Source organism: Polaromonas sp. P3_B1 (assembly GCF_056402935.1).
The window spans coordinates 51,348-76,465 of the sequence record NZ_JBFUGK010000018.1; the positions used below are offsets into that span (position 1 = coordinate 51,348).

At 64.6% G+C, this 25,118-nt stretch carries 20 protein-coding genes and 1 other RNA gene; 6 read left to right on the forward strand and 15 right to left on the reverse strand.

The annotated features are described in order from the left end of the window. Nucleotides 1–4: 4 nt before the first annotated feature. The 11 genes from mraY to AC1DXS_RS12390 form a co-directional block, all read right to left on the reverse strand. Entirely contained in the window at nucleotides 5–1,183 is a 1,179-nt protein-coding gene (gene mraY, locus AC1DXS_RS12340; protein WP_477737778.1) for a phospho-N-acetylmuramoyl-pentapeptide-transferase, read from the reverse strand. Beyond that, complete coding sequence (locus AC1DXS_RS12345) at nucleotides 1,173–2,582, reverse strand: UDP-N-acetylmuramoyl-tripeptide--D-alanyl-D-alanine ligase (RefSeq protein ID WP_477737779.1); 1,410 nt, start codon at nucleotides 2,580–2,582, stop codon at nucleotides 1,173–1,175. Before AC1DXS_RS12345 ends, mraY begins: the two co-directional genes overlap by 11 nt. After that, nucleotides 2,579–4,072: a UDP-N-acetylmuramoyl-L-alanyl-D-glutamate--2,6-diaminopimelate ligase gene (locus tag AC1DXS_RS12350; RefSeq protein WP_477737780.1), complete on the reverse strand. Its 1,494-nt coding sequence runs from the start codon at nucleotides 4,070–4,072 to the stop codon at nucleotides 2,579–2,581. The genes AC1DXS_RS12345 and AC1DXS_RS12350 overlap by 4 nt, the downstream gene beginning before the upstream one ends. Beyond that, complete coding sequence (locus AC1DXS_RS12355; protein ID WP_477737781.1) at nucleotides 4,069–5,802, reverse strand: peptidoglycan D,D-transpeptidase FtsI family protein; 1,734 nt, start codon at nucleotides 5,800–5,802, stop codon at nucleotides 4,069–4,071. The genes AC1DXS_RS12350 and AC1DXS_RS12355 overlap by 4 nt, the downstream gene beginning before the upstream one ends. Further along, nucleotides 5,799–6,107: a cell division protein FtsL gene (gene ftsL / locus AC1DXS_RS12360; protein ID WP_477737782.1), complete on the reverse strand. Its 309-nt coding sequence runs from the start codon at nucleotides 6,105–6,107 to the stop codon at nucleotides 5,799–5,801. Before ftsL ends, AC1DXS_RS12355 begins: the two co-directional genes overlap by 4 nt. A gap of 16 nt (nucleotides 6,108–6,123) precedes the next feature. Continuing rightward, a complete protein-coding gene (rsmH, locus tag AC1DXS_RS12365) occupies nucleotides 6,124–7,041 on the reverse strand; it encodes a 16S rRNA (cytosine(1402)-N(4))-methyltransferase RsmH (protein ID WP_477737783.1) in 918 nt (305 codons plus the stop codon). A gap of 9 nt (nucleotides 7,042–7,050) precedes the next feature. Next, on the reverse strand, nucleotides 7,051–7,479 hold the full coding sequence (mraZ, locus tag AC1DXS_RS12370) for a division/cell wall cluster transcriptional repressor MraZ (protein ID WP_477737784.1): 429 nt from the start codon (nucleotides 7,477–7,479) through the stop codon (nucleotides 7,051–7,053). Between the two features lie 465 nt (nucleotides 7,480–7,944). Continuing rightward, complete coding sequence (locus tag AC1DXS_RS12375) at nucleotides 7,945–9,807, reverse strand: STAS domain-containing protein (protein ID WP_477737785.1); 1,863 nt, start codon at nucleotides 9,805–9,807, stop codon at nucleotides 7,945–7,947. Nucleotides 9,808–9,846: 39 nt separating this feature from the next. After that, the gene (gene dksA, locus AC1DXS_RS12380) at nucleotides 9,847–10,872 is read right to left on the reverse strand and encodes an RNA polymerase-binding protein DksA (RefSeq protein WP_477737786.1); all 1,026 of its coding nucleotides are present in this window, start codon (nucleotides 10,870–10,872) and stop codon (nucleotides 9,847–9,849) included. Nucleotides 10,873–11,234: 362 nt separating this feature from the next. Then, on the reverse strand, nucleotides 11,235–12,302 hold the full coding sequence (locus AC1DXS_RS12385; protein ID WP_477737787.1) for a CobW family GTP-binding protein: 1,068 nt from the start codon (nucleotides 12,300–12,302) through the stop codon (nucleotides 11,235–11,237). Nucleotides 12,303–12,462: 160 nt separating this feature from the next. Beyond that, complete coding sequence (locus AC1DXS_RS12390) at nucleotides 12,463–13,653, reverse strand: class I SAM-dependent rRNA methyltransferase (protein ID WP_477737788.1); 1,191 nt, start codon at nucleotides 13,651–13,653, stop codon at nucleotides 12,463–12,465. Nucleotides 13,654–13,843: 190 nt separating this feature from the next. Between AC1DXS_RS12390 and AC1DXS_RS12395 the strand changes: the two genes are divergently transcribed. Next, nucleotides 13,844–15,619: a sensor domain-containing diguanylate cyclase gene (locus AC1DXS_RS12395; protein WP_477737789.1), complete on the forward strand. Its 1,776-nt coding sequence runs from the start codon at nucleotides 13,844–13,846 to the stop codon at nucleotides 15,617–15,619. A 27-nt stretch (nucleotides 15,620–15,646) separates the two neighbouring features. Here AC1DXS_RS12395 and AC1DXS_RS12400 read toward each other — a convergent pair whose 3' ends face one another. The 3 genes from AC1DXS_RS12400 to dapF all read right to left on the reverse strand — a co-directional run bounded on the left by AC1DXS_RS12400 (nucleotide 15,647) and on the right by dapF (nucleotide 18,373). After that, nucleotides 15,647–16,705, reverse strand: a complete 1,059-nt coding sequence (locus tag AC1DXS_RS12400; protein WP_477737790.1) for a tyrosine recombinase XerC — start codon at nucleotides 16,703–16,705, stop codon at nucleotides 15,647–15,649. 11 nt (nucleotides 16,706–16,716) lie between these two features. Further along, on the reverse strand, nucleotides 16,717–17,412 hold the full coding sequence (locus tag AC1DXS_RS12405; RefSeq protein ID WP_477737791.1) for a DUF484 family protein: 696 nt from the start codon (nucleotides 17,410–17,412) through the stop codon (nucleotides 16,717–16,719). 82 nt (nucleotides 17,413–17,494) lie between these two features. Then, on the reverse strand, nucleotides 17,495–18,373 hold the full coding sequence (gene dapF, locus AC1DXS_RS12410) for a diaminopimelate epimerase (RefSeq protein WP_477737792.1): 879 nt from the start codon (nucleotides 18,371–18,373) through the stop codon (nucleotides 17,495–17,497). A gap of 383 nt (nucleotides 18,374–18,756) precedes the next feature. On the opposite strand from dapF, the gene AC1DXS_RS12415 reads away from it, so the two are divergent. Further along, on the forward strand, nucleotides 18,757–20,391 hold the full coding sequence (locus AC1DXS_RS12415; protein WP_477737793.1) for an MBL fold metallo-hydrolase: 1,635 nt from the start codon (nucleotides 18,757–18,759) through the stop codon (nucleotides 20,389–20,391). A 248-nt stretch (nucleotides 20,392–20,639) separates the two neighbouring features. Then, nucleotides 20,640–21,533, forward strand: coding sequence for a basic amino acid ABC transporter substrate-binding protein (locus AC1DXS_RS12420; RefSeq protein ID WP_477737794.1), 894 nt, complete (start codon nucleotides 20,640–20,642; stop codon nucleotides 21,531–21,533). Nucleotides 21,534–21,656: 123 nt separating this feature from the next. Here AC1DXS_RS12420 and rnpB read toward each other — a convergent pair. After that, nucleotides 21,657–21,994, reverse strand: an RNA gene (rnpB, locus tag AC1DXS_RS12425) — RNase P RNA component class A. 82 nt (nucleotides 21,995–22,076) lie between these two features. Here rnpB and AC1DXS_RS12430 point away from each other — a divergent pair. Genes AC1DXS_RS12430 through AC1DXS_RS12440 form a run of 3 tightly spaced genes read left to right on the forward strand, consistent with a single transcriptional unit; the run spans nucleotide 22,077 to nucleotide 25,107 of the window. Continuing rightward, complete coding sequence (locus AC1DXS_RS12430) at nucleotides 22,077–23,747, forward strand: NAD(P)/FAD-dependent oxidoreductase (RefSeq protein WP_477737795.1); 1,671 nt, start codon at nucleotides 22,077–22,079, stop codon at nucleotides 23,745–23,747. Continuing rightward, entirely contained in the window at nucleotides 23,744–24,370 is a 627-nt protein-coding gene (locus AC1DXS_RS12435) for a flavin reductase family protein (protein ID WP_477737796.1), read from the forward strand. The genes AC1DXS_RS12430 and AC1DXS_RS12435 overlap by 4 nt, the downstream gene beginning before the upstream one ends. A 41-nt stretch (nucleotides 24,371–24,411) precedes the next feature. Further along, nucleotides 24,412–25,107: a ProQ/FINO family protein gene (locus tag AC1DXS_RS12440; protein WP_477737797.1), complete on the forward strand. Its 696-nt coding sequence runs from the start codon at nucleotides 24,412–24,414 to the stop codon at nucleotides 25,105–25,107. The last annotated feature ends 11 nt before the right edge of the window (nucleotides 25,108–25,118 follow it).

The following is a 25,118-nucleotide window of genomic DNA, read 5'->3' on the forward strand; positions in this document are numbered from 1 at the left end:
CTGTTTACCTGAGCTTCAGTGTGGAAAGGCCTATGAGGCACAGCAGCATGGTGATGATCCAGAAACGGACGACCACCTGCGTTTCTTTCCAGCCGCTTTTCTCGAAGTGATGGTGCAGCGGCGCCATCTTGAGGATGCGGCGGCCTTCGCCGTAGCGCTTCTTGGTGTACTTGAACCAGGTCACCTGCATCATCACGGAGAGCGCCTCCACGACAAAGATGCCGCCCATGATGGCCAGCACGATTTCCTGGCGCACGATGACGGCGATGGTGCCCAGGGCCCCGCCCAGCGCCAGGGCGCCTACGTCACCCATGAAGACCTGGGCCGGATGTGTGTTGAACCAGAGAAAGGCCAGGCCGGCGCCCGCCATGGCCGAGCAGAAGATCAGCAATTCGCCCGAACCGGGAATGTGCGGGAAGAGCAGGTACTTGGAATAGACCGAGCTGCCGGTGACATAGGCGAACACGCCCAGCGCCGAACCCACCATGACCACCGGCATGATGGCCAGGCCGTCCAGGCCGTCGGTCAGGTTGACGGCATTGCTGGAGCCCACAATCACGAGGTAGGTCAGGATCACAAAACCGAACACGCCCAGCGGATAACTGACTTCCTTGACGAAGGGCACGAGCAGGCCGGCCTTGGGCGGCAGGTTCACGTCAAAGCCCGACTGCACCCAGCTGAAGAACAGTTCCAGCACACGCATGTTGGAGCTCTCGGAAATGCTGAACACCAGGTACAGTGCCGCGACGAGGCCGATGAGGGACTGCCACAGGTATTTCTCGCGCGAGCGCATGCCTTCCGGGTCCTTGAGCACGACCTTGCGCCAGTCGTCCGCCCAGCCGATGGCGCCGAAGCCCAGCGTGACGATGAGAACGATCCAGACGAAGCGGTTGGAGAGGTCGAACCACAACAGCGTCGAGATGCCGATGGCCATCAGGATCAGCACGCCGCCCATGGTGGGTGTTCCGCTCTTGCTCAAATGCGTCTGCATCGCGTATTGGCGTATGGGCTGGCCGATCTTGAGCGAAATCAAGCGCCGGATCACAAAAGGCCCGGCCAGCAGGCCGATGAGCAGCGCCGTGAGCGCGGCCATGACGGCGCGGAAAGTCAGGTACTGGAACACCCGGAAGAACCCGAATTCGGGGGAAATCGACTGGAGCCATTGGGCCAGGCTAAGCAGCATGGGACCCTCCGTTTTGGTTTTGGTTTTGTTGGGTTTGATCTTGCGCGTAAGCCGTGATCGCCTGGACCACACGCTCCATCTTCATGAAGCGCGAACCCTTGACCAGCACGCTGCCGGTGCTCGGGAGTTCGGCCAGCACGGCGGCGGCGAGTTCGTCCATGCCGCTGAAAATTTCTGCACCGCCGAAAGCGGCTGCGGCGTTTTGCGATTGCTCGCCAAGCGTGAACAGTTTTTCAATACCAAGCGCGCGCGCATGGCGCCCGGCTTCGTCATGGAACTGCGGCCCCTGGTCTCCGACCTCGCCCATGTCGCCCATCACCATCAGGCGGGGCCCGGGCAGCTCGGCGAGAACCTCCAGCGCGGCGCGCATGGAGTCGGGGTTGGCGTTGTAGCTGTCGTCGACCAGCGTCAGCACCCGGCCCGGCAGGGCCACGGCAATGGCCCGCGAACGGCCCTTGACCGGCACAAAGGTCGAGAGGCCCGCGCAAATGCAGGCGAGCGGCACACCCGCCGCCAGCGCGCAGGCGGCGGCGGCCAGTGCATTTTTGACGTTGTGCCGGCCGGCGATATGCAATGAGAACTCCGCCGCGCCTGCTGGCGTCGCGGCGGCCACCTTCCAGCAGCCGTTCTCCCATTGCGCGCTGCCGGTGACGTCGGCGACCCCTGAGAGTGCGAAGGTCAGCACCTTGCGCTGACCCACAAGTTCGCGCCACAGCGGGGTGTAATCGTCGTCCGCCGGGAAGACCGCCGTACCGGCCGCATCCAGCGACTCGAACACCGAGCCGTTTTCACGCGCCACCGCTTCCACGGTGGCCATGAATTCGAGATGCTCGCGCTGCGCGTTGTTGACCAGGGCGACGGTGGGTTTGCTGAGCTCGGCCAGGTAGGCGATCTCGCCGGGATGGTTCATGCCGAGCTCGACCACACCCACTTCGTGCGCGGCCGACAGGCGCAGCAGCGTGAGCGGCACGCCGATGTCGTTGTTGAGGTTGCCTTCGGTGGCGAAGGCCTTGTCGGCTTTCCAGGCACGCAGTACCGAGGCGATCATCTGCGTGACGGTGGTTTTGCCGTTGCTGCCGGTGACGGCCACCAGCGGCAAATTGAACTGCGACCGCCAGCCTGCCGCGAGCCGCCCCAGCGCCAGGCGCGTGTCGCCCACCTCCAGCCCCGGAAGGCCGGCTTGCGCCAGGCCGTGGTGGGCAATCGCCGCGACAGCGCCCTGCGCCTTGGCCTGCGCGAGGAAATCGTGGGCGTCAAAACGCTCGCCCTTGAGTGCCACAAACAGGTCGCCGGCCTGCAGGCTGCGCGTGTCGGTGTTGACGCGCAAGGCTTGCACGCCGCCATCGCCCACCAGCCGGGCGCCGGGCAACCAATCCAAAGCTTGCTGCAAGCGCATCATGGCCGGCCTCCTTGCGGCGCTGCGGCAAGGGCATCGAGTGCCGCCTGCGCATGCTCGCGGTCGGAAAAGGGCAGCTTCACGCCGCCGACTTCCTGATAGCTTTCATGGCCTTTTCCCGCCAGCAGCACCACATCGCCGGGGCCGGCCAGGCTCAGCGCATGCGTGATGGCGGCTGCCCGGTCTGCCTGCACATGCACGGCATCGCGGTGGCTCAGGCCCAGCAGCACCTGGCAGATGATGGTCAGCGGGTTCTCGCTGCGCGGGTTGTCGCTGGTGACCACCACCTGGTCGGCATTTTTCTCGGCCACCGCCGCCATCAGCGGGCGCTTGGTGGCATCGCGGTCGCCGCCGCAGCCGAACACACACCAGAGCTGGCCGCCCCGGCTGGTCGCCGCGGGGCGCAGCGCGAGCAGTACCTTTTCAAGCGCGTCCGGTGTGTGGGCGTAATCGATCACCACCAGGGGACGGCCCGGCACGGCCAGCGTCTCGGTGCGACCGGGCACGGGCAGCAGGCCGGTGCAGGCCTTCACCGCATCGGCCAGCGGGACTTCCATGGCACGCAAAGCCGCGAGCACTCCCAGCAGATTGGACACGTTGTACTGCCCGACAAGACGCGTAGCCAGCGTGTGGCTTTCGCCGCCTTCGGTCACCTCAAAACTCAGGGCATCGGTGCCGTGCTCGATGTTGCGCGCCTGCAGGCGTGCGGGCTCCACGCAGGAGACGGTCCAGAGATCAAGGCTGCTGCCGGCCAGGGAGTCCTTGAGTTCGTCACCCTTGGCGTCGTCGATGTTGATGACCGCCGCCTTCAGGCCCGGCCAGCTGAACAGCGCGGCCTTGGCCTCCCAGTAGGCTTCCATGGAAGCGTGGTAGTCGAGGTGGTCCTGCGTGAAGTTGGTGAAGATGGCGACCTCGATGGCGGTCGCGTCCAGGCGGTGCTCGACCACGCCGATGGACGAAGCCTCCAGCGCGCAGCAGGCAAAACCTTGGTCGGCGAAGCGCCGCAACTCCTGCTGCAGCAGCACCGGGTCGGGCGTGGTCAGGCCGTTGGAGACCATGGCGCCGGGCTCGCCCGTGCCCAGCGTGCCGATGAGCCCGCATTTGCGCCCCAGGCGGCCTAAGGCCTGCGCCAGCCACCAGGCGGTAGAAGTCTTGCCGTTGGTGCCGGTAACGGCGGCGATTCGCAGCTGCCGGCTCGGCTGATTGAAATAAGCGGCGGCAATGGGACCGGTGGCAGCCTTGAGGCCCGCGTATTCCGCGATCTTCCCGTCCTGGAAACCGTAGGCCGCCGCGCCGTCCTGCTCGACCAGGCAGGCGCTGGCGCCAGCCTCCAGCGCGGCACCCACAAACTTGCGCCCGTCGGTGGCGGCGCCGGGCCATGCGATAAAACCGTCGCCCTTGGCGAGCTTGCGGCTGTCCGTGCGCAGGCCGCCGCTCACGCGTTCGCGCAACCAGCCGGCGGCTTGTTCAGGAGTGCGGAGCTGCGTGCTCAAAACGACTCCTCCACGGCCTGGGTGGTGATTTGCGGCTTGACGCTCATGTCGGGCTGCACGCCCATCATGCGTAGCGTCTGCTGCACGACCTCGCTGAAAACAGGCGCGGCGGCCACGCCGCCAAAATAGTTGCCGTCGCTGGGCTCGTCGATCATCACGCCGACGATGATGCGCGGGGCCTCTATGGGCGCCATGCCGGTGAACCAGGCGCGGTATTTGTTGGTGGCATAGCCCTTGCCGACCTGCTTGTGCGCCGTGCCCGACTTGCCGCCCACCGAGTAGCCCACGGTTTGCGCCAGCGGGCCGGTGCCGCCGGGGGCGGCGGCCATCTGCAGCATGCGGCGAACGGCATGTGCGTTGGCCGCGGAAAAAACCTGCACGCCCACCGCGGGCTCGCTGCTCTTGAGCATGGTGACGGGAATGATCTGCCCGTCGTGCGCAAACGCGGTGTAGGAGTGCGCCATCTGGAACAGCGAGGCCGACAGACCGTAGCCGTAGGCCATGGTCGCCTGCTCAACGGGCCGCCAGGTTTTCCAGGGCCGTACACGCCCGGTGACCGCGCCGGGAAACTGGATCTGCGGTTTTTGCCCGTAGCCCAGCGCCATATAGGTTTCCCACATTTCCTGCGGGCTCATCTTCTGCGCGATCTTCAGTGCGCCGACGTTGCTGGATTTCTGGATGACACCTTCCACCGTCAACGTGCCGTAGTTGTGTGTGTCGCTGATGGTGAAGCCGCCCATGTTGTAGCGGCCCGGACTGGTTTCGATGATGGTTTGCGGCTTGATACGCCCAGCCTCCAGCGCCATGGCCACCGTGATCGGCTTCATGGTGGAACCCGGCTCGAAGGTATCGGTGAGCGCCCGGTTGCGCAACTGCTCACCGGTCAGGTTTTTCCGTTTGTCGGGCACGTAGCTCGGGTAGTTCACCAGCGCCAGCACTTCGCCGGTGGTGGAGTCCAGCACAACGACGCTGCCGGCCTTGGCCTTGCGCGCGATGACCGCGTCGCGCAGCTTCTGGTAGGCGAAAAACTGCACCTTGCTGTCTATGCTCAGCTGGATGTCCTTGCCTTCAACGGGCGGCATCTGCTCGCCGACGTCCTCCACGACACGGCCGAGGCGGTCCTTGATCACGCGGCGCGAACCGGCTTTGCCCGCCAGGTCCTTGTTGAAGGCCAGCTCGATACCTTCCTGTCCGCGGTCTTCCACATTGGTGAAGCCGACGACGTGGGCCGTGGTTTCGCCTTCGGGGTACTGGCGCTTGTACTCCTGGCGCCGGTAAATGCCCTTGATGCCGATGGCGTGGATTTTTTGTGCCACCGGTTCGTCGACCTGGCGTTTGAGCCAGACGAAAGTCTTGTCTTCGTCGCCCAGTTTCTTGTTGAGTTCGGCCAGCGGCATTTCCAGCAACGTGGCCAGTTCGGCAAGTTGCGCCTTGCTGGCTTCGACGTCTTCGGGAATGGCCCAGATGCTGGACGCAGGCACGCTGGAGGCAAGGATCAGGCCGTTGCGGTCCAGGATGCGGCCGCGGTTGGCGGGCAGTTCCAGCGTACGGGCAAAACGCACCTCGCCCTGCTTCTGGAAAAACGCGTTGCCGAAAATCTGGATGTAGGCCGCCCGGCCGGCCAGGCCGGCAAAGGCCAGCGCAATGCCGGCCACGATGAATTTGCTGCGCCAGACCGGTGTCTTGCTGGCCAGCAGGGGGCTGGACGAATAAAGCACGCTGCGGCTCATGGCTTGGCGCCTTCCGGTGCCGAGGCCGCCGCCATCGGAGCGTCCTTGTAAGTCACATACTGCGTGATGGCAGGCGTGACCGTGCGCATCTGCAGTTTTTCTTTGGCGAGCTTTTCGACCTTCAAAGGCGTTGCCTGCGCGCGCTTTTCCACCTGGAGGCGCTCGTTCTCCATTTCAATTTTCCGGGCCTCGGCCGTCGCTTTTTCAAGCTCGACATAGAGGCGGCGCGACTCGTACTGGGTGCGCACGAGGTAGAGCGCGCTGGCCAGCACGGCCAGAAGCAACACGAGGTTCAGTCTTGCCATGACTGTGCTCCGGCATTCATGCAGCCACCTCTGTGCGTTCGGCGACACGCATCACCGCGCTGCGCGAGCGCGGATTGCCCTCGACTTCTTCGTCGCTGGGCTTGGTGCGGCCAAGGGCCTTGAGCTGCATGGCCTTGGGTTCGGCGAAAGGGGCGCGACGGTCGAACACCTCGCGGGAATGCGCGGCGATGAACTGTTTGACGATACGGTCTTCGAGCGAATGAAAACTGATCACCACCAGACGGCCTCCCGGTTGGAGAACTTTCAGCGAGGCGGCTAGCGCCTGTTGCAGCTCTTCAAGCTCGGCGTTGATGAAAATCCGAAGAGCCTGAAATGTGCGCGTTGCAGGGTCCTTGCCCGGCTCGCGGGTTTTGACCGCGCCAGCCACGACTTCGGCCAGCTCAGCGGTGGTTCGAAGAGGGCCCCGTTCCTGTCGGCGACGATCAATCGCCTTTGCAATCTGTTGAGCAAACCGTTCTTCGCCATATTCACGAATCACCTCCGCCATGGTTTCTATGCTTGCGTCCGCCAGCCACTCGGCCACGCTCTGGCCACGCGTGGTGTCCATGCGCATGTCGAGCGGCCCCTCCTGCCGAAATGAAAATCCGCGCACCGGGTTGTCGATCTGCGGCGAACTCACGCCCAGATCCATCAGCACGCCGGCCGCGCTGGCCGCCGGGAGTTGTCCCAGCTGCATGAAGCCCTCGTGGCGGATGGAAAAGCGCGGGTCGCTGATGGTTTGCGCCTCGGCGATGGCGTCGAGGTCTTTGTCGAAGGCGGTGAGCCGCCCTTGGGGCGATAGTTGCGACAGCAGCAGCCGCGAGTGGCCGCCGCGACCGAAGGTCGCGTCGACGTAGTGGCCGTCCGGGTTGACAAGAAGCGCCTCTATGGCTTCGTTCAACAGGACGGTACGGTGTATCCATGTGCCGTTCACCGTCTTCTTTCAGAACGAAAAATCTTTGAAGACATCGGGCATCTCGCCCTTCATCTGCTCGGCCTCCTGGGCCGCGTAGGTGGCGGCATCCCAGAGCTCGAAGTAGCTGCCCATGCCCAGCAGCACCGTGTCCTTGCTGATGCCGGCCGCGGCACGCAGCTCCGGCGACACCAGCACGCGGCCGGTGGCATCCATGTCAACGTCCATGGCGTTGCCCAGAAAGATGCGCTTCCACCACTGTGCCTGCATCGGCAGCGACGCGATGCGGTCACGAAATTTTTCCCACTCGTTGCGAGGGAAAATCATGAGGCAGCCGTGCGGGTGCTTGGTGATGGTGAGCTGGCTGGAAGCAGTGGCGCTCAGCACGTCACGATGCCGGGTCGGCACAGAGAGCCGACCCTTGGTATCGAGAGCTAACGATGAGGCGCCTTGAAACACTGCTACAAACCTTTGGAAAACACTTTTCACCACTAAATTGCACTTCTTCCCACTTTAGCAGGAAACCATTTGCAAACAAGGGATTTGAAACAAATTTTTTCAATGAAATCAAGGACTTAGACGCGTCTTTGGATCTTCGATGAAAATCAAAAAGCGTTCTAAATTAAGCACTTAGACGATGCAATGAAAGTAGTGCTTTAAGGCGAGAGTGTCCAAACAGGGCGCAGGCGTCCGAAGCGGGGACTATTTCCTTTTTTCCGGGCGTACGCCCAGGCGCAGGCTGCTCGCCAGTGATGAAAAACATCGGGATAGGCGTTGCTCAACGCGGCGCGACGCTATGGCGCGCTCTTTGGGCATGAAAGGGGGTGCGCCGGACGGCAACAGCGCCCCGCTGTGAGTGAATACGGCTATACGAAGCCGGTTTAAACAAGCCCCTGGCAGGGCTCAAAGCAGGTGGGAACGGCGTCAGTCGACGCGAACCATGACCCTGGCGTGCTCGGTGATGCCGATCACATTGAAGAAGGCGGCCACGAGGCGATTGACGTCGGAGAACTGCACTGCGCGGTTCTCGGCTTCGCGGGCCGACACCCAGTTGAGCAGCGTTCCTGCGGCGGAAAAATCGACGCGGATCAGCTTGGAGCAGGAGATCAGCATCATGTCCGCGCCCATCAGTTTGGCTTCCAGCTTGTCGAGCACCGCGATGGCGTCGCCCTGCACCTGGCCGGACAGTTCCACGGACAGCAGGTTGCTCATCTGCGAACTCGGCGCATCCATCTGGGTGTCTCCGTCAATGGCGCTGAGGCTGGAGGACATGGAGTCGCGATAGACGTCGCCGATGATGGCCTCGCCACCCACAGCACCGCCTTGAGCGTCCAGGGGCTTGTATTCGCAGCGTGCGCTGTCCCAGGCCGGAGGGGAGACTTCGTAGGTGACACAGAAGTCCAGCGCCGCGAGCTCGAAGTCGTCGGGGCGGTGCGTGACACGCAGGGCCTCCATGCGCAAAAGCCACCAGATCTGGACCGTATCGCGGCTGCCGGATGGTGTGGCGTCCTGCAAGACCTTCTGCAGTTGCGCATCGCCCATGAAACGCAACTGGACGGGCTGGGCAGCCCAGCCGCTGAAAACCTTGTAGAGCGGCTCCACCGCGGCAGCCTCGATGGTCTTGAGGTTTTTCCAGTCCAGCCGCCACGGCATGGGGGCCTTGGCCATGGCCGCCTTGAGCGTGGCCACCGTCTGTATGCCCAGCGTAGAGGGGCATACCCAGTCGGCAGCAGGGCCGTTGGCAGCAACCTTGCCGGTAGGCTCACTGAGTTTTTTCACCATGTCGGGCATGGAAAACCATTGCGGCGCCGAGCGATCGAAGCGTTCGACGAACTGGATGGCGGCCGTCTCAAACTTGTCTTGCTGGGCCGTGGCGCGGTACAGGTCGAACAGCGTCAACCAGGTGTCGGCATGGCCGGCCCGCGAGCCGTTCGGGGCCAGGATTTCCAGCAGGCCGGCTTCGGCGCCGGCGTCGTCGCCATTGGCAAAACGGATGGCCGCCTCTTCGAGTTCGGCGTCATGCTCGACGCCTTCGTCAACATCGACGGCGCTGAATTTGGAATGCGAGAACCCGGAGCTGCCGCCCTCGTCACTGCGGTTGTTGATCCCCGCCAGTCCGCCGGGCAGCCCAGCGGGAGCGGGGGCGGGAGCCGAAGGAGCGGCGGGCGGCCTGGCGGCCGGGCCACCGCCGGCCCGCGCTTCCGCCAGTGCGATCGACAGGGAATCAGGCGCGGTGGGTGATGCGTCGAGCGGCGCGGCTTCCGTCGGCTCGGGTTTTTTCAAGCCCGGGGTTTGCAGCCCGGCCGGAGCCGTGGCCCGGTAAGCGGTGGGCAGGGCGTTGTCCAGCAGGGGTGCCTGAACCGAAGGATTTCTGGCTCCGGTAGGCGATGCATGCGGGGGGGTGCTGTCGGGGATGCCACCATTCTTGGTTTTCCACCACTGCATGGACATCTGCGCTTCGATCTCGTCGATCTTCTTGAGCGTGGTAGCCCGGTCGTCCGGCTTGGACGGCATGCTGCTCTGGAAGAACGAAGGCCGCCCGGTCGGATCCTGGCCCACACCCACCATGGCTTCGCGCTTGCGCATCTTGCGCAGCATGTCGAATTCGCGCTTGCGCACGAAGTCGTTCTGCCGCTTGCGCTCTATCATTTCCTTGAGCAACTGCTTGCTCATGGCTTCGTCCTTGTCCGTGGCAGCCGCGTCCAGGTCGGCCCAGTTCGTGGCCGGATTCCGGACGAACTTCACCATCTTGGACAGCAGGCCTGAAGCGGTATCTTCTTTTGACATGGCAGGACGACTCAAAATACTTCAATAAGCAGCCTGGCGTCAATCGCCAAACATCTTCTGCTTCAGTTCCCGGCGCTGCTGGGCTTCCAGGGACAGGTTAGCCGTGGGGCGCGCAATCAGCCGGCCAACCCCGATGGGTTCGCCGGTTTCGTCGCAATAACCATAATCGCCGGAGTCGATGCGGGCGATCGATTGCTCGATTTTCTTGAGCAGCTTGCGCTCGCGGTCGCGGGTGCGCAATTCAAGGGCGTGCTCTTCCTCGATGGTGGCGCGGTCGGCCGGGTCGGGCACCACGACGGTGTCTTCGCGCAGGTGCTCGGTGGTTTCGCCGGCGCTGTTGTGGATGTCCTGCTTGAGCACCGACAGCTTGTGGCGAAAGAAAGCCAGCTGCTTTTCGTTCATGTACTCGGAATCGGGCATGGCCTTGACTTCGTCGTCGGTCAATTGCTCAGCGGACTTGGTCTTCCAGTTGTTGGCAAGCTTGGGGTCTTTTTTGGCCGCTGCCTGGGGCGGCGGCGCGATCACGCGTTCGGTCTTTGTGGAGTAACTGGCTTTGGCTGCGTCGGGCGCATGGGTTGGCACCATGGGTGCGGGAGGGGGGGATTGGGTAGCAACCCGGGCCGAGCTGCGCCGGCCAGGTTTCAGAGGAGGCGGGGCCATGAGCCCGGACACCACGGGAGCGGGAGCCGGCGCTGGCGCCGGCACGGGGGCAACCACGGCTGGCTTGGCCGCGGGTTTGGCGGCGGCTTTCACCACAGGGGGCTTGACGGCCGGTTTCGCGGCGGGTTTCGGTGTGGTTTTGAGCACTGGCTTTGCAGGTTTGGCGACGGCCTTGGCCTTGGAAGGCACAGGCTTGGCAGCGGTTTTCTTGACGGCTGCGGCAGGTTTTTTCTGGGGTGCAGCCTTGGGTGCCGGCTTCGCCGCTTTTTTCGCGGCGGGCTTGGCAACTTTCTTCACGGCCTTGGCTGCCGCCTTGGGCGCCGGCTTGGCTTTCACGGCTGTCTTGGCGGCCGGTTTGGCTGCAGCCTTGGCGGGCGTTTTGGTCTTCTTCGCTGGGGCTTTCACAATGTGTCTCCTCTGGAAAACAGCCTTGGGATGGCCCTGGAGCCTCCGTGGCAGCTTCCTGGCCAGACTGCTGCAGCGCAACGGTCCAACCCTAGCTGTTGCCAGATTTCCTGGTTTGTCTGCCTTGTTTGCCTTACTCGCCGTTTGCCAGTCCCGAGAACCGCCAAAAAGCGGCTCTCAACCCGCTTTTTAGCCGGTTTTTTGCCTGACTGGCCTCCCAATTCGATCTTCCGGGTATTTTGGTCGGCGCGCGATTGTAGCGGCTCGCCAGCGCCCTGTGACACCCAAAAACCAAATAGTTGGAGAATCGAGACAAACATGAAGCCCTCCGCCTTTTATAGGCTACAGGCGGACAGCCTACCTCAAACCAGGCATTGCTCCAGACCCTGCACAAAAATATCTTTGGGCAGGTCGATGCCGATAAACACCATCTTGCTGTTTTTCTTCTCGCCTTCGGCCCAGGCGGGCCCCAGGTCGCTGCCCATGAGCTGGTGCACGCCCTGGAAAATCACCTTGCGGTCGGTGCCTTCCATGTTCAGCACGCCCTTGTAGCGCAGCATGCGCGGGCCGTAGATATTGACCACCGCGCCCAGGAAGTCCTCGAGCTTGGCCGGGCTGAAGGCCTTGTCGGAGCGGAAGACAAAACTCTTGACGTCGTCGTCATGGTGGTGGTGATGGCCGTGGCCTTCGTGCCCGTCATGGGCGTGGGACGGGTGGTCGCAATGCTCGCCGTGCTCATGGTCGTGATCGTGGCCATGGCCGGCGTGATCGTCTTCCTTGAGGAAATCGGGGTCGATGTCCAGCTTGGCGTTGAGGTTGAACCCGCGCAGGTCGAACACGTCCTTGATCGCCACCTCGCCGAAATGCACGGCGGTCTGCGGGGCGCGCGGGTTCATGTGCTTGAGCCGGTGCATCAGCGCCTCGACTTCGTCCTTGGCAACCAGGTCCGACTTGCTGATGAATATCTGGTCGGCGAAACCGACCTGGCGGCGCGCCTCCTGGCGGTCGTTGAGCTGGCCGGCGGCGTGCTTGGCGTCCACCAGGGTCAGGATGGAGTCCAGCAGGTACTGCTCGGCGACTTCCTCGTCCATGAAGAAGGTCTGCGCCACCGGGCCGGGGTCGGCCAGGCCGGTGGTTTCTATCACCACGCGGTCGAAGTCCAGCAGCCCCTTGCGCTTCTTGGCGGCCAGCAGTTGCAGCGTCTCCCGCAGGTCTTCGCGGATCGAGCAGCAGATGCAGCCGTTGTTCATCTGGATGATGTTTTCCGTGGTGTCGTTGACCAGGATGTCGTTGTCGATGTTTTCCTCGCCGAATTCATTCTCGATGACGGCGATCTTCTGGCCGTGCGCCTCGGTCAGCACGCGCTTGAGCAGCGTGGTTTTGCCGGAGCCCAGAAAGCCGGTGAGGATGGTGACGGGGATCAAGCTCATGGTGTCTACCTAAAAACGGGGGTTGCGGGAACGCGGGCCGGCCGCGAGAACCCAAGCTGGGGAGTTTAGCGGTGGGTTCAAGCCCCTCGCGGGGGCGCGGCGAATACCACCTCGGCCAACAGTTACTTTACAGAGGCTGTCAAGCCCCGCCGAAAAGCCCTCAACCACCCACCCGCTTCACCAGTACCAGCCCCTTGAGGTATTCACCTTCCGGGAAGGCCACCGTCATGGGATGGTCGGGCGCGCCGCCCATGCGCTCCGAGATAAAGGCATCCACGCCAGCGTCTATGCCGGCTGAGGCCACGATCTTGTGGAACAGGTCGGCGCTGACGCCGCCCGAACACGAATAAGTGAACAGCACGCCGCCGGGCGACAGGATGGACAGCGCCAGGCGGTTGATGTCCTTGTAGGCGCGAGCGGCGCGCTCGGCGTGCGTCACGGTGGGCGCGAATTTGGGTGGGTCCAGCACGATGGCGTCGAAAGTGCGGCCCTCCTTCTGGAACTGGCGCAGCGAGGCGTTCACATCGGCATCGAGCAGCGTGGTGCGGCCGGCATCAAAGCCGTTGAGCGCCACATTGGCCCGGGCCCGCTCAATCGCCGGGGCCGACGAATCAATGGAGGTGACATGCCCGGCGCCGCCGGCCAGCCCGGCCACGGTGAAGCCGCCGGTGTAGCAGTAGCAATTGAGCACCTGGCCGAACTTGAGCCGGCGCGTGTAGGCGGCAAATTTTTGCCGGCTGTCGCGCTGGTCCAGGTAAAAGCCGGTTTTGTGGCCTTCGGCAATGTCCAGGCTGAGCTTCCAGTCGTGTTCGGTGATGGTGATGCTGGTCTCGCCCGAGCCTTTCAGCCAGCCCGTGACTTCGGGCAGGCCCTCCAGCGCGCGTGAACTCGCGTCGGAACGCTCATACAGTCGCGTCAGCCCGGTTTGCGCCAGCAAGGCGTCGACGATCACGCTTTTCCATTTTTCCGCGCCGCAACTGGAGAACTGGGCGACCAGGGTGTCGCCGTAGCGGTCAACCACCAGGCCCGGCAGGCCGTCGGATTCGCCGTGGACCAGGCGCCGACCGTCGCTCTGGATGTCGAACAGCTCCCGGGCCTTCAGGGCTTGGGCAATGCGGGCCTCAAAAAACGCCGCGTCAATGCGCTGAGCCTCGTCAAAACTCCAGACCCGCGCGCGGATCTTGGAGGCCGGGCTAAAGGCCGCCCAACCCAGGAACTGGCCAGCGTGGCTTTCCACCCGCACAGTTTCACCAGCATCGCCGCCGCCCTTGGCGATGGCGCCGTCAAAAATCCAGGGGTGGCGCCGCAACAGGGAGCGCTCTTTGCCATCCCGCAATCGAATTGTTTTCATCGCGCTATTGTCGCGGCAGGGGCAAGAAGGCCTTGCCCGACCTGGGCCGCCTCCGCAAAATGCTCACCAGGACAGCTCCCCAAAACCAAGAATCCGTACCTTCCAGAAAGTTTGCGACAATTGAGGGTTAATGATTTTTGATTACTTTTTTGCGAACCGGACGAAACACAGGCCATCTGCGGGCAATGTGATGCGTACGGCCGCGACAGCACGCGCCCTGCTGCTGGGCCTGGCGATGACCTTGCTGATGGGCTCGCTCCTGGCACTGACCAGCCTGGATGCCCGCTCGCGCACGGTGCTGGACCTGGACGCGGACATACAGCCGGTGGCGCTGCAGGACTGGGGGGACTACTGGATAGATACCACCGGACAGTTCACGCCCGAGCAGGTCGCCGCCTCGCCCGACATCCCCTGGAAGCCGACGCGCGCCGACGCGATCTACCCGGTCACCAGCGGTTATGCGATGTGGGTGCGCTTTAACGTGCCGCCCGCGCCCGACACCGAGCGCTGGTACCTGGAGGTGCCCTACCCGTCCATAGACCGGGCATCGCTTTACACACTGGACGGCGCGGGCCAGTGGACCGAGCAGCGCGCCGGCGACCTGGTCGCGGTCAACAAGTGGCCGGTCCCGCACCGCCACCCCCTGCTGCCCATTGCGCTGTCGGCCGAGGTGCCATCCAACTACCTGCTGCGCCTGGAAAACGGCCACGCTTTCAGCGCGCCGCTGCAATTCATCAGCGAAGGGCGGTTGAGCTATTCCGAGCAGCGCGTTTCATTGATCCTCGGCATTTTCTTCGGCCTGGCCGGCCTGGCCGCGCTGATCTCCGCGCTGGGCGCCGTCTCGCTGCGCGATGCCGCCTACGGCTTTTACGCGCTGTGTGTCACCTTGCTGGCGCTGACCCAGGCCACCGTCACCGGCATCGCCGGCCTCCACCTGTGGCCGGCCTGGCCCGGCTGGAGCGACGTTGCCACCTCGGTGCTTCCCATGCTGACGGTCTCGGCCACGCTGCTTTTCATCTCGGCGGCTGTGGCCCTTCCGGAGCGTTCGCTGCGCCTGCACCGGCTGATGGTCGGCCAGGCCGCATTGGGCGCGCTGATGGCCGTGTTGCTGGCGCTGCTGCCCTCGGCCTCGCGCATGGGCGTGTTCATTCCCATCATGCTGCTTTTGCAATTCAGCGGCATGCTGGTCCTGGCCTGGGCCTGGCGGCGCGGCGACCGTTCCGCGCCCGGGCTGGTGCTGGCCTATGTGCCCGTGCTGATCGCCGCCGGCTGGACCATGGCGCGCAACGCCGAGCTGGTGCCCATCGGCTTCCTGACGCAGCACGGCATGCAGATTGCCGTGGCGCTGCACCTGCCCATCGTCATGCTGGTGCTGATGCTGCGCAGCCAGCAGCGCCGCGAAAACATACGCCGCATCCAGGGCCTGGACCGTGTGGACCCGGCCACCGGCCTGATCAACGGCCATGTGTTCGCCGAACGGTTGATCCGCATGATCGCGCGCTCCGAGCGGTTGCGCCACCAGAGCGCGGTGATGATCATCGACCTGGTCAACTCCGAGCAGATCCAGCGCGATTTCGGCCGCAAGGCGGCCGACGAGCTGCCGCTGCGCGTGGCCGAGCGCCTTTTGTCTACCGCCCGCGAGATCGACAGCGCCGCGCGGCTGTCAGAGCGGCGCTTTGGCATGCTGGTGGAAGGCCCGTTCAACGCTGAGGACGCCGGCACGCTGGGCCCGCGCATCGTGGCGCGCTGCCTCATGCCTTACAAGGGCCTGCACGTGGACTGCGTGGCGCAGGTGCATGTGGCCTACGCGCTGGTGCCCCAGCAGGGTTCCAATGCGCAGGGCCTGCTGACACAGCTTGAGGAGCGCCTGGCTTCAGCGCCCGCCGACGGCAAGCGCGCGGTATTCATGCTCGGTGAGCCGCAACCTTTGCGGCCGACCCGGCGCGACCGGCCCAAAGCCGCCTGAAGCTGCCTGAGCCGCCCTTGCGCCTGCTCAGGTTTTGCCTTTGGCCGACCCCGCAGCCTTGCCGGCCTGGGCCGTTTCCGGGGCAGCGCCGGCTTTGGAAACAGCCCGCGGATGCGCCGCGTCATACACCTTGGCCAGGTGCTGGAAATCCAGCCGCGTGTAGACCTGCGTGGTCGTGATGTTGGCGTGCCCCAGCAATTCCTGCACGGCGCGCAGGTCGCCGCTGGACTGCAGCACATGGCTGGCGAAGGAATGGCGCAACATGTGCGGGTGCACCGGCGTGGCCAGCCCCGCCTTCAGCGAGCGCTGCTTGAGGCGCACACGTATGTGCTGCGGTGTCAGGCGCGTGCCGCGCTGGTTGATGAACAGGGCCTGGTCTTCACGCGCCCAGCCGCTACGCATCGCCAGCCACTGCCGTAGCGCTTGCAGCGCCGCGGCGCCCACCGGCACACTACGGCGCTTGGACCCCTTGCCGAGCACGTGGGCCTCGGCCGCGTCGAGGTCTATCCAGCCGCGCGCCTGGGCGCTGGCCTGCACGTCCAGCCCTACCAACTCGCCGATGCGCAACCCGCAGCCGTACAGCAGTTCAGTGATGCATTGGTCGCGCAGCGCGAGCACCGGGTCGCCGTCGGCAGCGTCAGCCTCGTAGGCGGCCAGTTGCACCGCCTCGTCCACGCTCAGGGCCTTGGGCAGAGGCTTGGCAGCTTTGGGGGCGCGCACATCCTGCACCGGGTTGCCCTTGACCAGGCCCTCACGGCCCAGCCAGGTATAAAACCCGCGCCAGCCAGAAAGGATGAGCGCGATGCCGCGGCCGCTGCGCCCCGCGCTGTGCATTTGCGCCACCCAGCGCCGCATGTGGATGTTTTGCACGCCGGTCAATTCCACGCCGGCCTGGCGGGCATTGGCCTCGAGTTTCTGCAGGTCCAGCGCATACAGCTCCACGGTGCGCGAGGCCAGGCGCTTTTCCACACGCACGTGCTCGAGGTAGCGCTCAACCAGCGGATTCGACGCAAGCAGGTCCGGCGGAGCACCGGCGCCACCAGCTTGCGGCGTGATGTTCGGCGCGAGAGGGGACGTCTGCGCCATGGCTCTGGTGCTTAAGCGGCAGCCACCTGCTGGGGCCGCAGGCGCGTCAACGCCGCGCCGGCGAGTTCGCCCAGGCGTTCGAGGAAGTCGGTGCCCATGCCGCTGTGAAAGCGCTCAGGATCAGGCGAGGCCAGTACCAGCAGCCCCGAGGCCTCCGCGCCCTGGGCGGCGCGCAGCGGAATCATGGCCATAGACAGCGCCACGGCGGGGTCGGGCAACCAGCCGGCAGCCTCAAAGCCCGAGTTGACGCCGCAGTAAGGCGCGCCCAGCGAAGAGGCAAAGGCCTTGGCGTCCTCGCTCACGCCGGTGGCGAAGCTCTCGTCCGAAAAAATGCCGTTAACGTCCCAGACCTTGATTGCCGCCTGAGGGATCAGGAATTCAGTGGTGATGCCCTCGACCACCGCGCCCGGGAGGTCGCGCGCCTGCGCGGCCTGCAGGAGCTTGCGCGTCCAGCGCTGCATCTTGTCGGCGATGCCCACATTGTCCTGGCCGTGGCGAATCATCTCGACCATGCGCGTTTCCAGGCCCTTGATTTTTTCACGCAGCATGAGCGCCTGGCGCTCCTGCAGGCTGACGGCACGGTTGCCGTGGCCGCTGGACAACTGCACCGAAGCCAGCAACTCGGCATGGCGCTCGAAGAAGTCGGGCGTATTGGCCAGGAAATTGGCGATGTCGTCTTCGGTGATGGGGTGTTCGGTTGGATTCATGTCGGGGATTGTCCTCAGTTTTGTGGCGAACGCAAAGGCGCAGGGCGCCCGCGTTACATCCGCTTTCGTGGAAAGACCGTTTTCAGACTCCGTCGGGAATTTCGATCTCGGACTCGAACACCGTGGTCGCCGGCCCCGTCATCATGACAGGCGCATCGAGCTTGCCCGGCCATTCGATGGTCAGTTGGCCGCCCCGCGTCATGACATCCACTTTCGCATCCAGCAGACCCCAGCGTATGCCCGCCACCACGGCCGCGCAGGCGCCCGTGCCGCAAGCCAGCGTCTCACCCACGCCGCGCTCGTAGACACGCAAACGTATCTGCCCGCGCGAGACCACCTGCATGAAGCCGGCGTTCACGCGGCGCGGAAAGCGCGCGTGGTTTTCGATCAGCGGGCCGGTTTGCAGCACCGGCGCGGTATCGACCTCATCCACCAGTTGCACCGCGTGCGGGTTGCCCATGGACAGCGCGCCTATGAAAAGCGGCGCCGCCTGCGCCTGCCCCGGCAGTGCCAGCGGCCATTTCTCCCACGAACCTTGCGCCACGGGCGTCAGGCCGGCAGCGTCAAACGGAACGCGCACCGGCTCAAACACCGGCGCCCCCATGTCGACCGTGACGCGCCCATCGGCCTGCATGCGCGGCTCGATGATGCCGCTCAGGGTCTTGACCCTCACGACGTCCTTGCTCGTCAGCCCCTGCTCGCGCACAAAACGCACAAAGCAGCGCGCGCCATTGCCGCACTGCTCCACCTCGCCGCCGTCGGCATTGTGGATCACGTACTCGAAGTCGATACCTTCCGCGGGCGAAGGCCGCACCGTCAGAATCTGGTCGGCGCCCACGCCGAAATGGCGGTCGGCCAGAAAACGGTACTGGGCGGTGCTCAGGCCCAACGGGCCCCGGGTCTCGTCGAGCATGACGAAATCGTTGCCCGCGCCTTGCATTTTGGTGAATCGGATTCGCATGAGGGGATTATCTGTGGTTCTGTTGGGCCGGGTCTTGCGCCGGCCTTGCGCGCTCTTCCTCCTCTTTCCTCTGCTGAGAGCTGCTGGCCGGGGGTTGCCCGGCGGCAACTCACTTTCTTTTGCTTCGCCAAAAGAAAAGTAAGCAAAAGAAAAGGCGACCCTGGTGTCTGCGTCCCCTGCGCTTCGCTACGGGGCAACCTGCGGTGCTCGGTCCAGACGGGGTCAAAAACAACTCGCTTCGCTCAAACACGTTTTTGCCCTTGTCCGTCTGGACCTGCGCTCCTCGGCGCATACACAAGGGGTGGGGACAGGAATACCAAACAGCCGAATACCTGTACCGCACCACGGGAGCAAAACCTACCCCCAAACGCCATAATCCAAAAATGCCCCGCCCTTCCCAACAACTCCACCCTCACCGCGACCCCGCCCCTCTGCGCCCGGCCGCCACCGTGCTGCTGCTGCGCGACAGCGCGCAAGGCATCGAGGTGCTGATGACGCGCCGCTCGATGACGGCCAGCTTCGCACCGGGCGCGTACGTCTTTCCCGGCGGCGGCATCGATGCGGCGGACGTCGCGGCACACACCCAATCCACGCGGCGGGCTACGCAAAGCGACTTGCACCTGACCCAGGCCATCGCGGCGATCCGTGAAAGCTTTGAAGAGCTCGGCGTGCTGCTGGCGCGGCATGCCGACGGCAGCCACGCCACCACGGCCGACATTGCTGCGCTGGACCGCAAGGCGCCGTTTGCCGCGCAGTGCAAGGAGCGCGGCCTCACGCTGGCGGGCGCAGAGGTGTTTGTGCTGGCGCACTGGGTCACCGACCGCGACCTGCCGCGGCGTTTTGATGTGCCCTTCCTGGTGGCGCGCATGCCCGAAGGCCAGAACCCGGTGGCCGACGAGGCCGAACAGTTCGAGCCGGTCTGGGTGCGGCCGGCCGACGCGCTGTCGCGGCACGCGGAGGGCGGCTTCTTCATCATTTTTCCCACCATACGCACACTCGAAAAGCTGCAGCACTATGCCGATGTCGATTCCGTGCTCGCCGCCTGCGCTTCTGAAATTCCGCTCTGGACTTCCTGCCCGCGCGCCGGCTTGCTGGGCGGCAAGGAAGCACGCTATATGGAACACGAAGCGCCCTATGGCGAGCTTGCGCTGGCTTGCCCCGACGGCCAGATCGTTCACGCACTGGACTGGCAGAACGCACAACCCGTGGCGTTGCTCAAGAATGTGATGCGCCTGACGGCCCCCAATCCCGGCATGATGACCGGGCCAGGCACCAACAGCTACATCGTCGGTGGCGTTGACAGCGGCTACATCGTGATAGACCCGGGCCCCAACGATGCGGGCCACATCCAGCGCCTCTACGAAGCCACGGAAGGTCGCATCCAGGCCATCGTTTGCACCCATTCCCATGCCGACCATTCACCGGGCGCGAAACCGCTGCAGGCGCTCTGCACAAGCCGCCCGCCCATCCTGGGGCTGCCTTCGGCCGCCACCGCCCGTCCCGAGGCATTCTTCGCACCGGATCGTGCGCTCGCCCATCAGGAACGGCTGGTGCTCAAGGGGGCCGGGCAAGAGCACACCCTGCAGGTGATGTTTACCCCCGGCCACGCGGCCAACCACCTGTGCCTTGTGCTGGTTGAAGACGGCCTGCTGTTTTCCGGCGACCACATCCTTAACGGCAGCACCACCGTGGTGAACCCACCGGACGGCGAAATGACGGCCTACCTCGACTCCCTGGATTCGCTGGCGGCGGCCTGCGACACACACGGCATCGAATTCATCCTGCCCGCGCACGGCTATGTGTTGGGCGAGGCCAAAGGCGCGATTGCGCAGCTCAAGGCACACCGGCTCAAGCGAGAGGCCAAGGTCATTGGCGCCATGCGCGCCCAGCCTGAAGGGTCCATGGACGACTGGGTGAAGCTGGCGTACGACGATGTCGACCCCGGCATCTGGCCCCTGGCCAAACGCTCGCTGCTGGCGCACGTTGACCGCGTGCGGGAACTGGGGCTCGCGCTTTAGCACCGCATCGGCCCGGATTTGCCGTCCATCGCCAAGTACCGGCGCTACTGTGGCGTGAAAGTTGCTAAACCCTGTGCCCTGGCTAAGGGTATTCACCGGCGTCAAGGCCCGGAACGGTCGCCAAGGCTACTGAAAGGGGCTGTCTGGCTCTGAGGCTGCGGTTTATACTTTTTGTTCGTATGCCGGGCCATGCCTGACAGCATGGTTTGAGGGCATCACCATCATTTCAACCATTTCCAAGGGACTTCATGTCTTCCAACTCCATCACAACGCGACGTTTCCTGCAAACCGCCGGCACCCTGATCGCCGGCATCGTCCTGGCCGCCTGCAGCAAGACCGAGCCACCGGCGCCCGCTGCCAGCGCACCGGCAGCTGCCGCCTCCGCCCCCGCACCAGCCGCAAAGGTCTACCTGGTGGGCACCGACGCCGCCTACGCCCCTTTTGAATCGCAGAATGAAAAAGGCGAGATCGTCGGTTTTGACATCGAGGTCGTGCAGGCTGTCGCCAAAAAGGCCGGCATCGAGGTGAAATTCGTGAATACGCCGTGGGAAGGCATCTTCAACACCCTGGCCCAAGGCGACCGCGACCTGCTGGTGTCATCCATCACCATCACGGCCGAGCGCAAGCAGACCATGGATTTCTCGACGCCCTACTTCGACGCGCAGCAGCTGATCGCCGTGAAAAAGGATTCGAAGATCGCCAAGTTCAACGACCTGAAGAAACTCAAGGTCGGCGTGCAGAACGGCACGACGGGCGATGAAGTGGTGTCCAAGCTGCAAGGCAAGGAGAGCGCCAACATCAAGCGCTTTGAATCGACACCCCTGGCACTGAAAGAACTCGAAGCCGGCGGCGTGGACGCCGTAGTGGCCGACAACGGCGTGGTGGTGCACTACGTCAACAACAACAGCGATGCCAAGTTCAAGACCATCAGCGACGCGAGCTTCGCCGCCGAGCAGTACGGCCTGGCCGTGAAGAAGGGCAACGCCGAGTTGCTGGACAAGCTGAACAAGGGCCTGGCCGACATCAAGACCGACGGCACCTACGACAAGATTTACACCAAGTACTTCGGCGCACCGCCCGCCGCGGCCGCAACCGCAGGCGTCGCTTCGGCGCCAGCTGCCGCCGCCTCTCCTGCCAAATAAGGCAGCGCAGGCAGGGCCGACACGAGGCCCCAAAAAAGAAAAGCCCCGTTCATTGCTGAACGGGGCTTTTTTATTGCTGCCGATACACGCCGCCTGGTGACCTGGCGTCGGATACCTGGATTAGTGTGAAGCCCGCCGATAAGCCGGATTCTGTGCGCGGGCTCCCTTTCGGTTGCCCGTGTGACCGCCATTAATCTGGGCCGGGGGTCGCCCCCGCGGCTCAATGCTACCTACCCGCCAACTCTGCGGAACCACATCAACGTTGGCCTACTTGGTATTGCTGCGCGTAGAGATTGCCCGTTTCACCCGGCCCGGGGTTACCCCAAGGCCGACTCGTCTCTGTTGCTCTGATCCTCACCTCGCGGTGGAGAGGTGTTACCTCCTACGCTGTCCTGTGCAGTCCGGACGTTCCTCCAGTGCCTGGTTTCCCAGATTGCACCAGCGGCGGTCTGGCGTGCTTCACGGGCCTATTATCCGCCAGCAGGCGGCGGGAGCCTGGGCCCTTTAAAATGCGGGCTGCTTGATCAACACGAGCCCCTTTTCATGATTCGCCTGACCGAACTCAAACTTCCGCTGGACCATGCGGAAGACGCCCTGCCCACCCTCGTAGCCCGGACCCTGGGCGTCGCCGCGGCCGCCCTGCAGAACGTCCACATCCACAAGCGCAGCTTCGACGCCCGAAAAGCGGACCTGCTCAAGGTCTACATCGTCGACGTCACGCTGGCCGACGCAGCCCAGGAAAACGCGCTGCTGGCGAAGTTTTCCGGCAACCCGCACATCCTGCTCACACCCGACATGGCCTACCGCACGGTGGGCCAGGCGCCCGCCGGCCTGCCGCTGCGCCCCGTCGTCGTCGGTTTCGGCCCCTGCGGCATGTTCGCGGCGCTGCTGCTGGCGCAAATGGGTTTCAAGCCCATCGTGCTGGAGCGCGGCAAGACGGTGCGCCAACGCACCCGCGACACCTGGGGGCTGTGGCGCAAGAACGTGCTCAACCCGGAGTCCAACGTGCAGTTCGGCGAGGGCGGCGCCGGCACGTTTTCCGACGGCAAGCTTTACAGCCAGATCAAGGACCCACGCCACCTGGGCCGCAAGGTGATGAACGAATTCGTGAAAGCCGGCGCACCGGCCGACATCCTGTTCGAGGCGCATCCGCACATAGGCACTTTCAAGCTGGTGAAGGTGGTCGAGAACATGCGTGCGCAAATCGTCGCGCTGGGCGGCGAGATCCGCTTTGAGCAGCGTGTCACCGACGTGCTCATCGAAAGCGGCCCGGAAGGCAGGCAGTTGCGCGGCCTCACGGTGCTGGACCAGGCCACGGGCCAAAGCCACGAGATGCGCGCCGACCAGGTGGTGATGGCGCTGGGCCACAGCTCGCGCGACACCTTCGCCATGCTGTACCAGCGCGGCGTGCACATCGAGGCCAAGCCTTTTTCCATCGGCTTTCGGGTGGAACACCCGCAGGGCATCATCGACCGCGCGCGCTGGGGCCGCCATGCCGGCCATCCTTCGCTGGGCGCGGCCGAATACAAGCTGGTGCACCATGCGAGCAACGGCCGCTCGGTCTACAGCTTTTGCATGTGCCCGGGCGGCACGGTGGTGGCCGCGACCTCCGAGCCCGGCCGCGTGGTGACCAACGGCATGAGCCAGTACTCGCGCAACGAACGCAACGCCAACGCCGGCATCGTGGTCGGCATAGACCCGCGTGACTACCCCGGCTTCGAAGCAGGCGATGCGTTGGCCGGCATCGCGCTGCAGCGCCAGCTCGAGTCCCATGCCTTTGTGCTGGGCGGCGGCGACTACCGCGCCCCGGGGCAGCTGGTTGGAGACTTCATCGCCGGCCGCCCCTCGACCGCGCTGGGCAGCATCACGCCGTCGTACAAGCCGGGCGTGACCCTGGGCGACCTGTCGTCGGCACTGCCCGCCTACGCCATTGCGGCCATGCGCGAGGCTTTTCCGATGTTCGGCAAAAAGATCAAGGGCTTTGACACCCATGACGCGGTGCTGACCGGCGTGGAGACACGCACCTCCTCGCCCATCAAGATCAGCCGCGGCGAGGACCTGCAAAGCGTCAATGTGCGCGGCCTCTACCCGGCCGGCGAAGGCGCGAGTTACGCGGGTGGCATTCTCTCGGCCGGCGTGGACGGCATCAAGGTCGCCGAGGCGCTGGCGCGCAACGTTCTTCGGGATGTCGAGCGAGAACGGGTAGCTGCATGATGTCCGCTGACGACTTCCACTACTACGAGCCCGCCAAAGGCCACGGCCTGCCGCACGACCCCTTTAACGCCATGGTGGGACCGCGGCCCATAGGCTGGATTTCCTCGCGGGACGCGAAGGGCCAGCTCAACCTGGCGCCCTACAGTTTTTTCAACGCCTTCAACTACACGCCGCCCATCATTGGCTTCGCCAGCATTGGCGCCAAGGACAGCCTGCGCAACATCCGCGAAACCGGCGAGTTCGGCTGGAACCTGGCGACCCGGCCGCTGGCCGAGGCCATGAACCAGTCCTGCGCGATGGTGCCGCCCGAAGTCAATGAGTTCGAGCTGGCCGGCCTCACGCCCACAGCCTCGCAGCGCATCGCCGCGCCGCGCGTGCTGGAAAGCCCGGTGTCCTTCGAGTGCAAGCTGACGCAAATCCTGCAGCTGCAGGGCGCCGACGGCGTGCCAGTGCCCACGTGGCTGGTGCTGGGCGAAGTCGTCGGGGTGTACATTGCAAAGCATCTGCTCAAGGACGGCATTTACGACACGGCGGCCGCCCAGCCCATTCTTCGCGGCGGCGGGCCAGCCGATTATTTTGCCGTCACCCCCGACAACCTCTTTCGCATGTTCAGGCCGCGCTAGCGGCCTGAACATGCGGCATTCCACCTTTTCACCCCACCCCCATGACCGACACCACCACACCCACCCCGCGCGCCAAGCGCCCCCGCAGCCAGCAGCAGCGCTCCCGGTCCACCGCCCCGCCGCCGCAGCAACGCACGCGCGAAGTCCATCCGGTGCTGGAAAAGCTGTTCGAGCTCTATCCGAAAATGTTCGGCGCGCAGTTTCTGCCGCTCAAGCTGGGCGCCTTCCAGGACCTGCTGGCCGAAAACCCGGACACCTTCAAGCGCGAGGAACTGAAGGTCGCGCTGGGTCTGCACGCGCGCTCCACCCGCTACCTCGAATGCGTGGCGGCCGGCCTTCCGCGCCACAACCTGCAGGGTGAGCCCGTGGAGCCGGTGGCGCCCGAGCATGTGCACCACGCCATCATGGAGGTGTTCCGGCGCCGCCAGGCGCGCTCCAAGGAGGATTTGCGTCCCAATGTCCGCGCCCGCCTGGTCGCCGCCATCGAGGCCTCGGGCCTGAGCCGCGAAGAGTACGCCGAACGCACCCGCACCCAGGACGAGGCCGCCAATGCGCTGCTCGATGAAGCTTTTGCCGAGATCGCGGTGCAGACCGCCAAACGTGAAGCGCTGATGCGGGCCTTTGAGGCCAGCGGTAAAAGCGTGGAGCAGTTTGCCGAGATGTACGGCATGAATCCGGCTGACGTCGCACAGGCGGTGGAGCGATCGCCTCGGGCCAGCACGGCCCAGCCTCAGTAAACGCGCGGCAG

Coding starts and splice junctions, on each gene's coding strand:
- ftsL (WP_477737782.1), bottom strand. CDS start 6,107: ATGGCAAGACTGAACCTCGTGTTGCTTCTGGCCGTGCTGGCCAGCGCG.
- AC1DXS_RS12385 (WP_477737787.1), bottom strand. CDS start 12,302: ATGAGCTTGATCCCCGTCACCATCCTCACCGGCTTTCTGGGCTCCGGC.
- AC1DXS_RS12415 (WP_477737793.1), top strand. CDS start 18,757: ATGCCCCGCCCTTCCCAACAACTCCACCCTCACCGCGACCCCGCCCCT.
- mraY (WP_477737778.1), bottom strand. CDS start 1,183: ATGCTGCTTAGCCTGGCCCAATGGCTCCAGTCGATTTCCCCCGAATTC.
- AC1DXS_RS12345 (WP_477737779.1), bottom strand. CDS start 2,582: ATGATGCGCTTGCAGCAAGCTTTGGATTGGTTGCCCGGCGCCCGGCTG.
- AC1DXS_RS12405 (WP_477737791.1), bottom strand. CDS start 17,412: ATGAATCCAACCGAACACCCCATCACCGAAGACGACATCGCCAATTTC.
- AC1DXS_RS12400 (WP_477737790.1), bottom strand. CDS start 16,705: ATGGCGCAGACGTCCCCTCTCGCGCCGAACATCACGCCGCAAGCTGGT.
- AC1DXS_RS12435 (WP_477737796.1), top strand. CDS start 23,744: ATGATGTCCGCTGACGACTTCCACTACTACGAGCCCGCCAAAGGCCAC.
- AC1DXS_RS12375 (WP_477737785.1), bottom strand. CDS start 9,807: ATGTCAAAAGAAGATACCGCTTCAGGCCTGCTGTCCAAGATGGTGAAG.
- AC1DXS_RS12395 (WP_477737789.1), top strand. CDS start 13,844: ATGCGTACGGCCGCGACAGCACGCGCCCTGCTGCTGGGCCTGGCGATG.
- AC1DXS_RS12390 (WP_477737788.1), bottom strand. CDS start 13,653: ATGAAAACAATTCGATTGCGGGATGGCAAAGAGCGCTCCCTGTTGCGG.
- AC1DXS_RS12440 (WP_477737797.1), top strand. CDS start 24,412: ATGACCGACACCACCACACCCACCCCGCGCGCCAAGCGCCCCCGCAGC.
- AC1DXS_RS12430 (WP_477737795.1), top strand. CDS start 22,077: ATGATTCGCCTGACCGAACTCAAACTTCCGCTGGACCATGCGGAAGAC.
- AC1DXS_RS12355 (WP_477737781.1), bottom strand. CDS start 5,802: ATGAGCCGCAGCGTGCTTTATTCGTCCAGCCCCCTGCTGGCCAGCAAG.
- dapF (WP_477737792.1), bottom strand. CDS start 18,373: ATGCGAATCCGATTCACCAAAATGCAAGGCGCGGGCAACGATTTCGTC.
- AC1DXS_RS12420 (WP_477737794.1), top strand. CDS start 20,640: ATGTCTTCCAACTCCATCACAACGCGACGTTTCCTGCAAACCGCCGGC.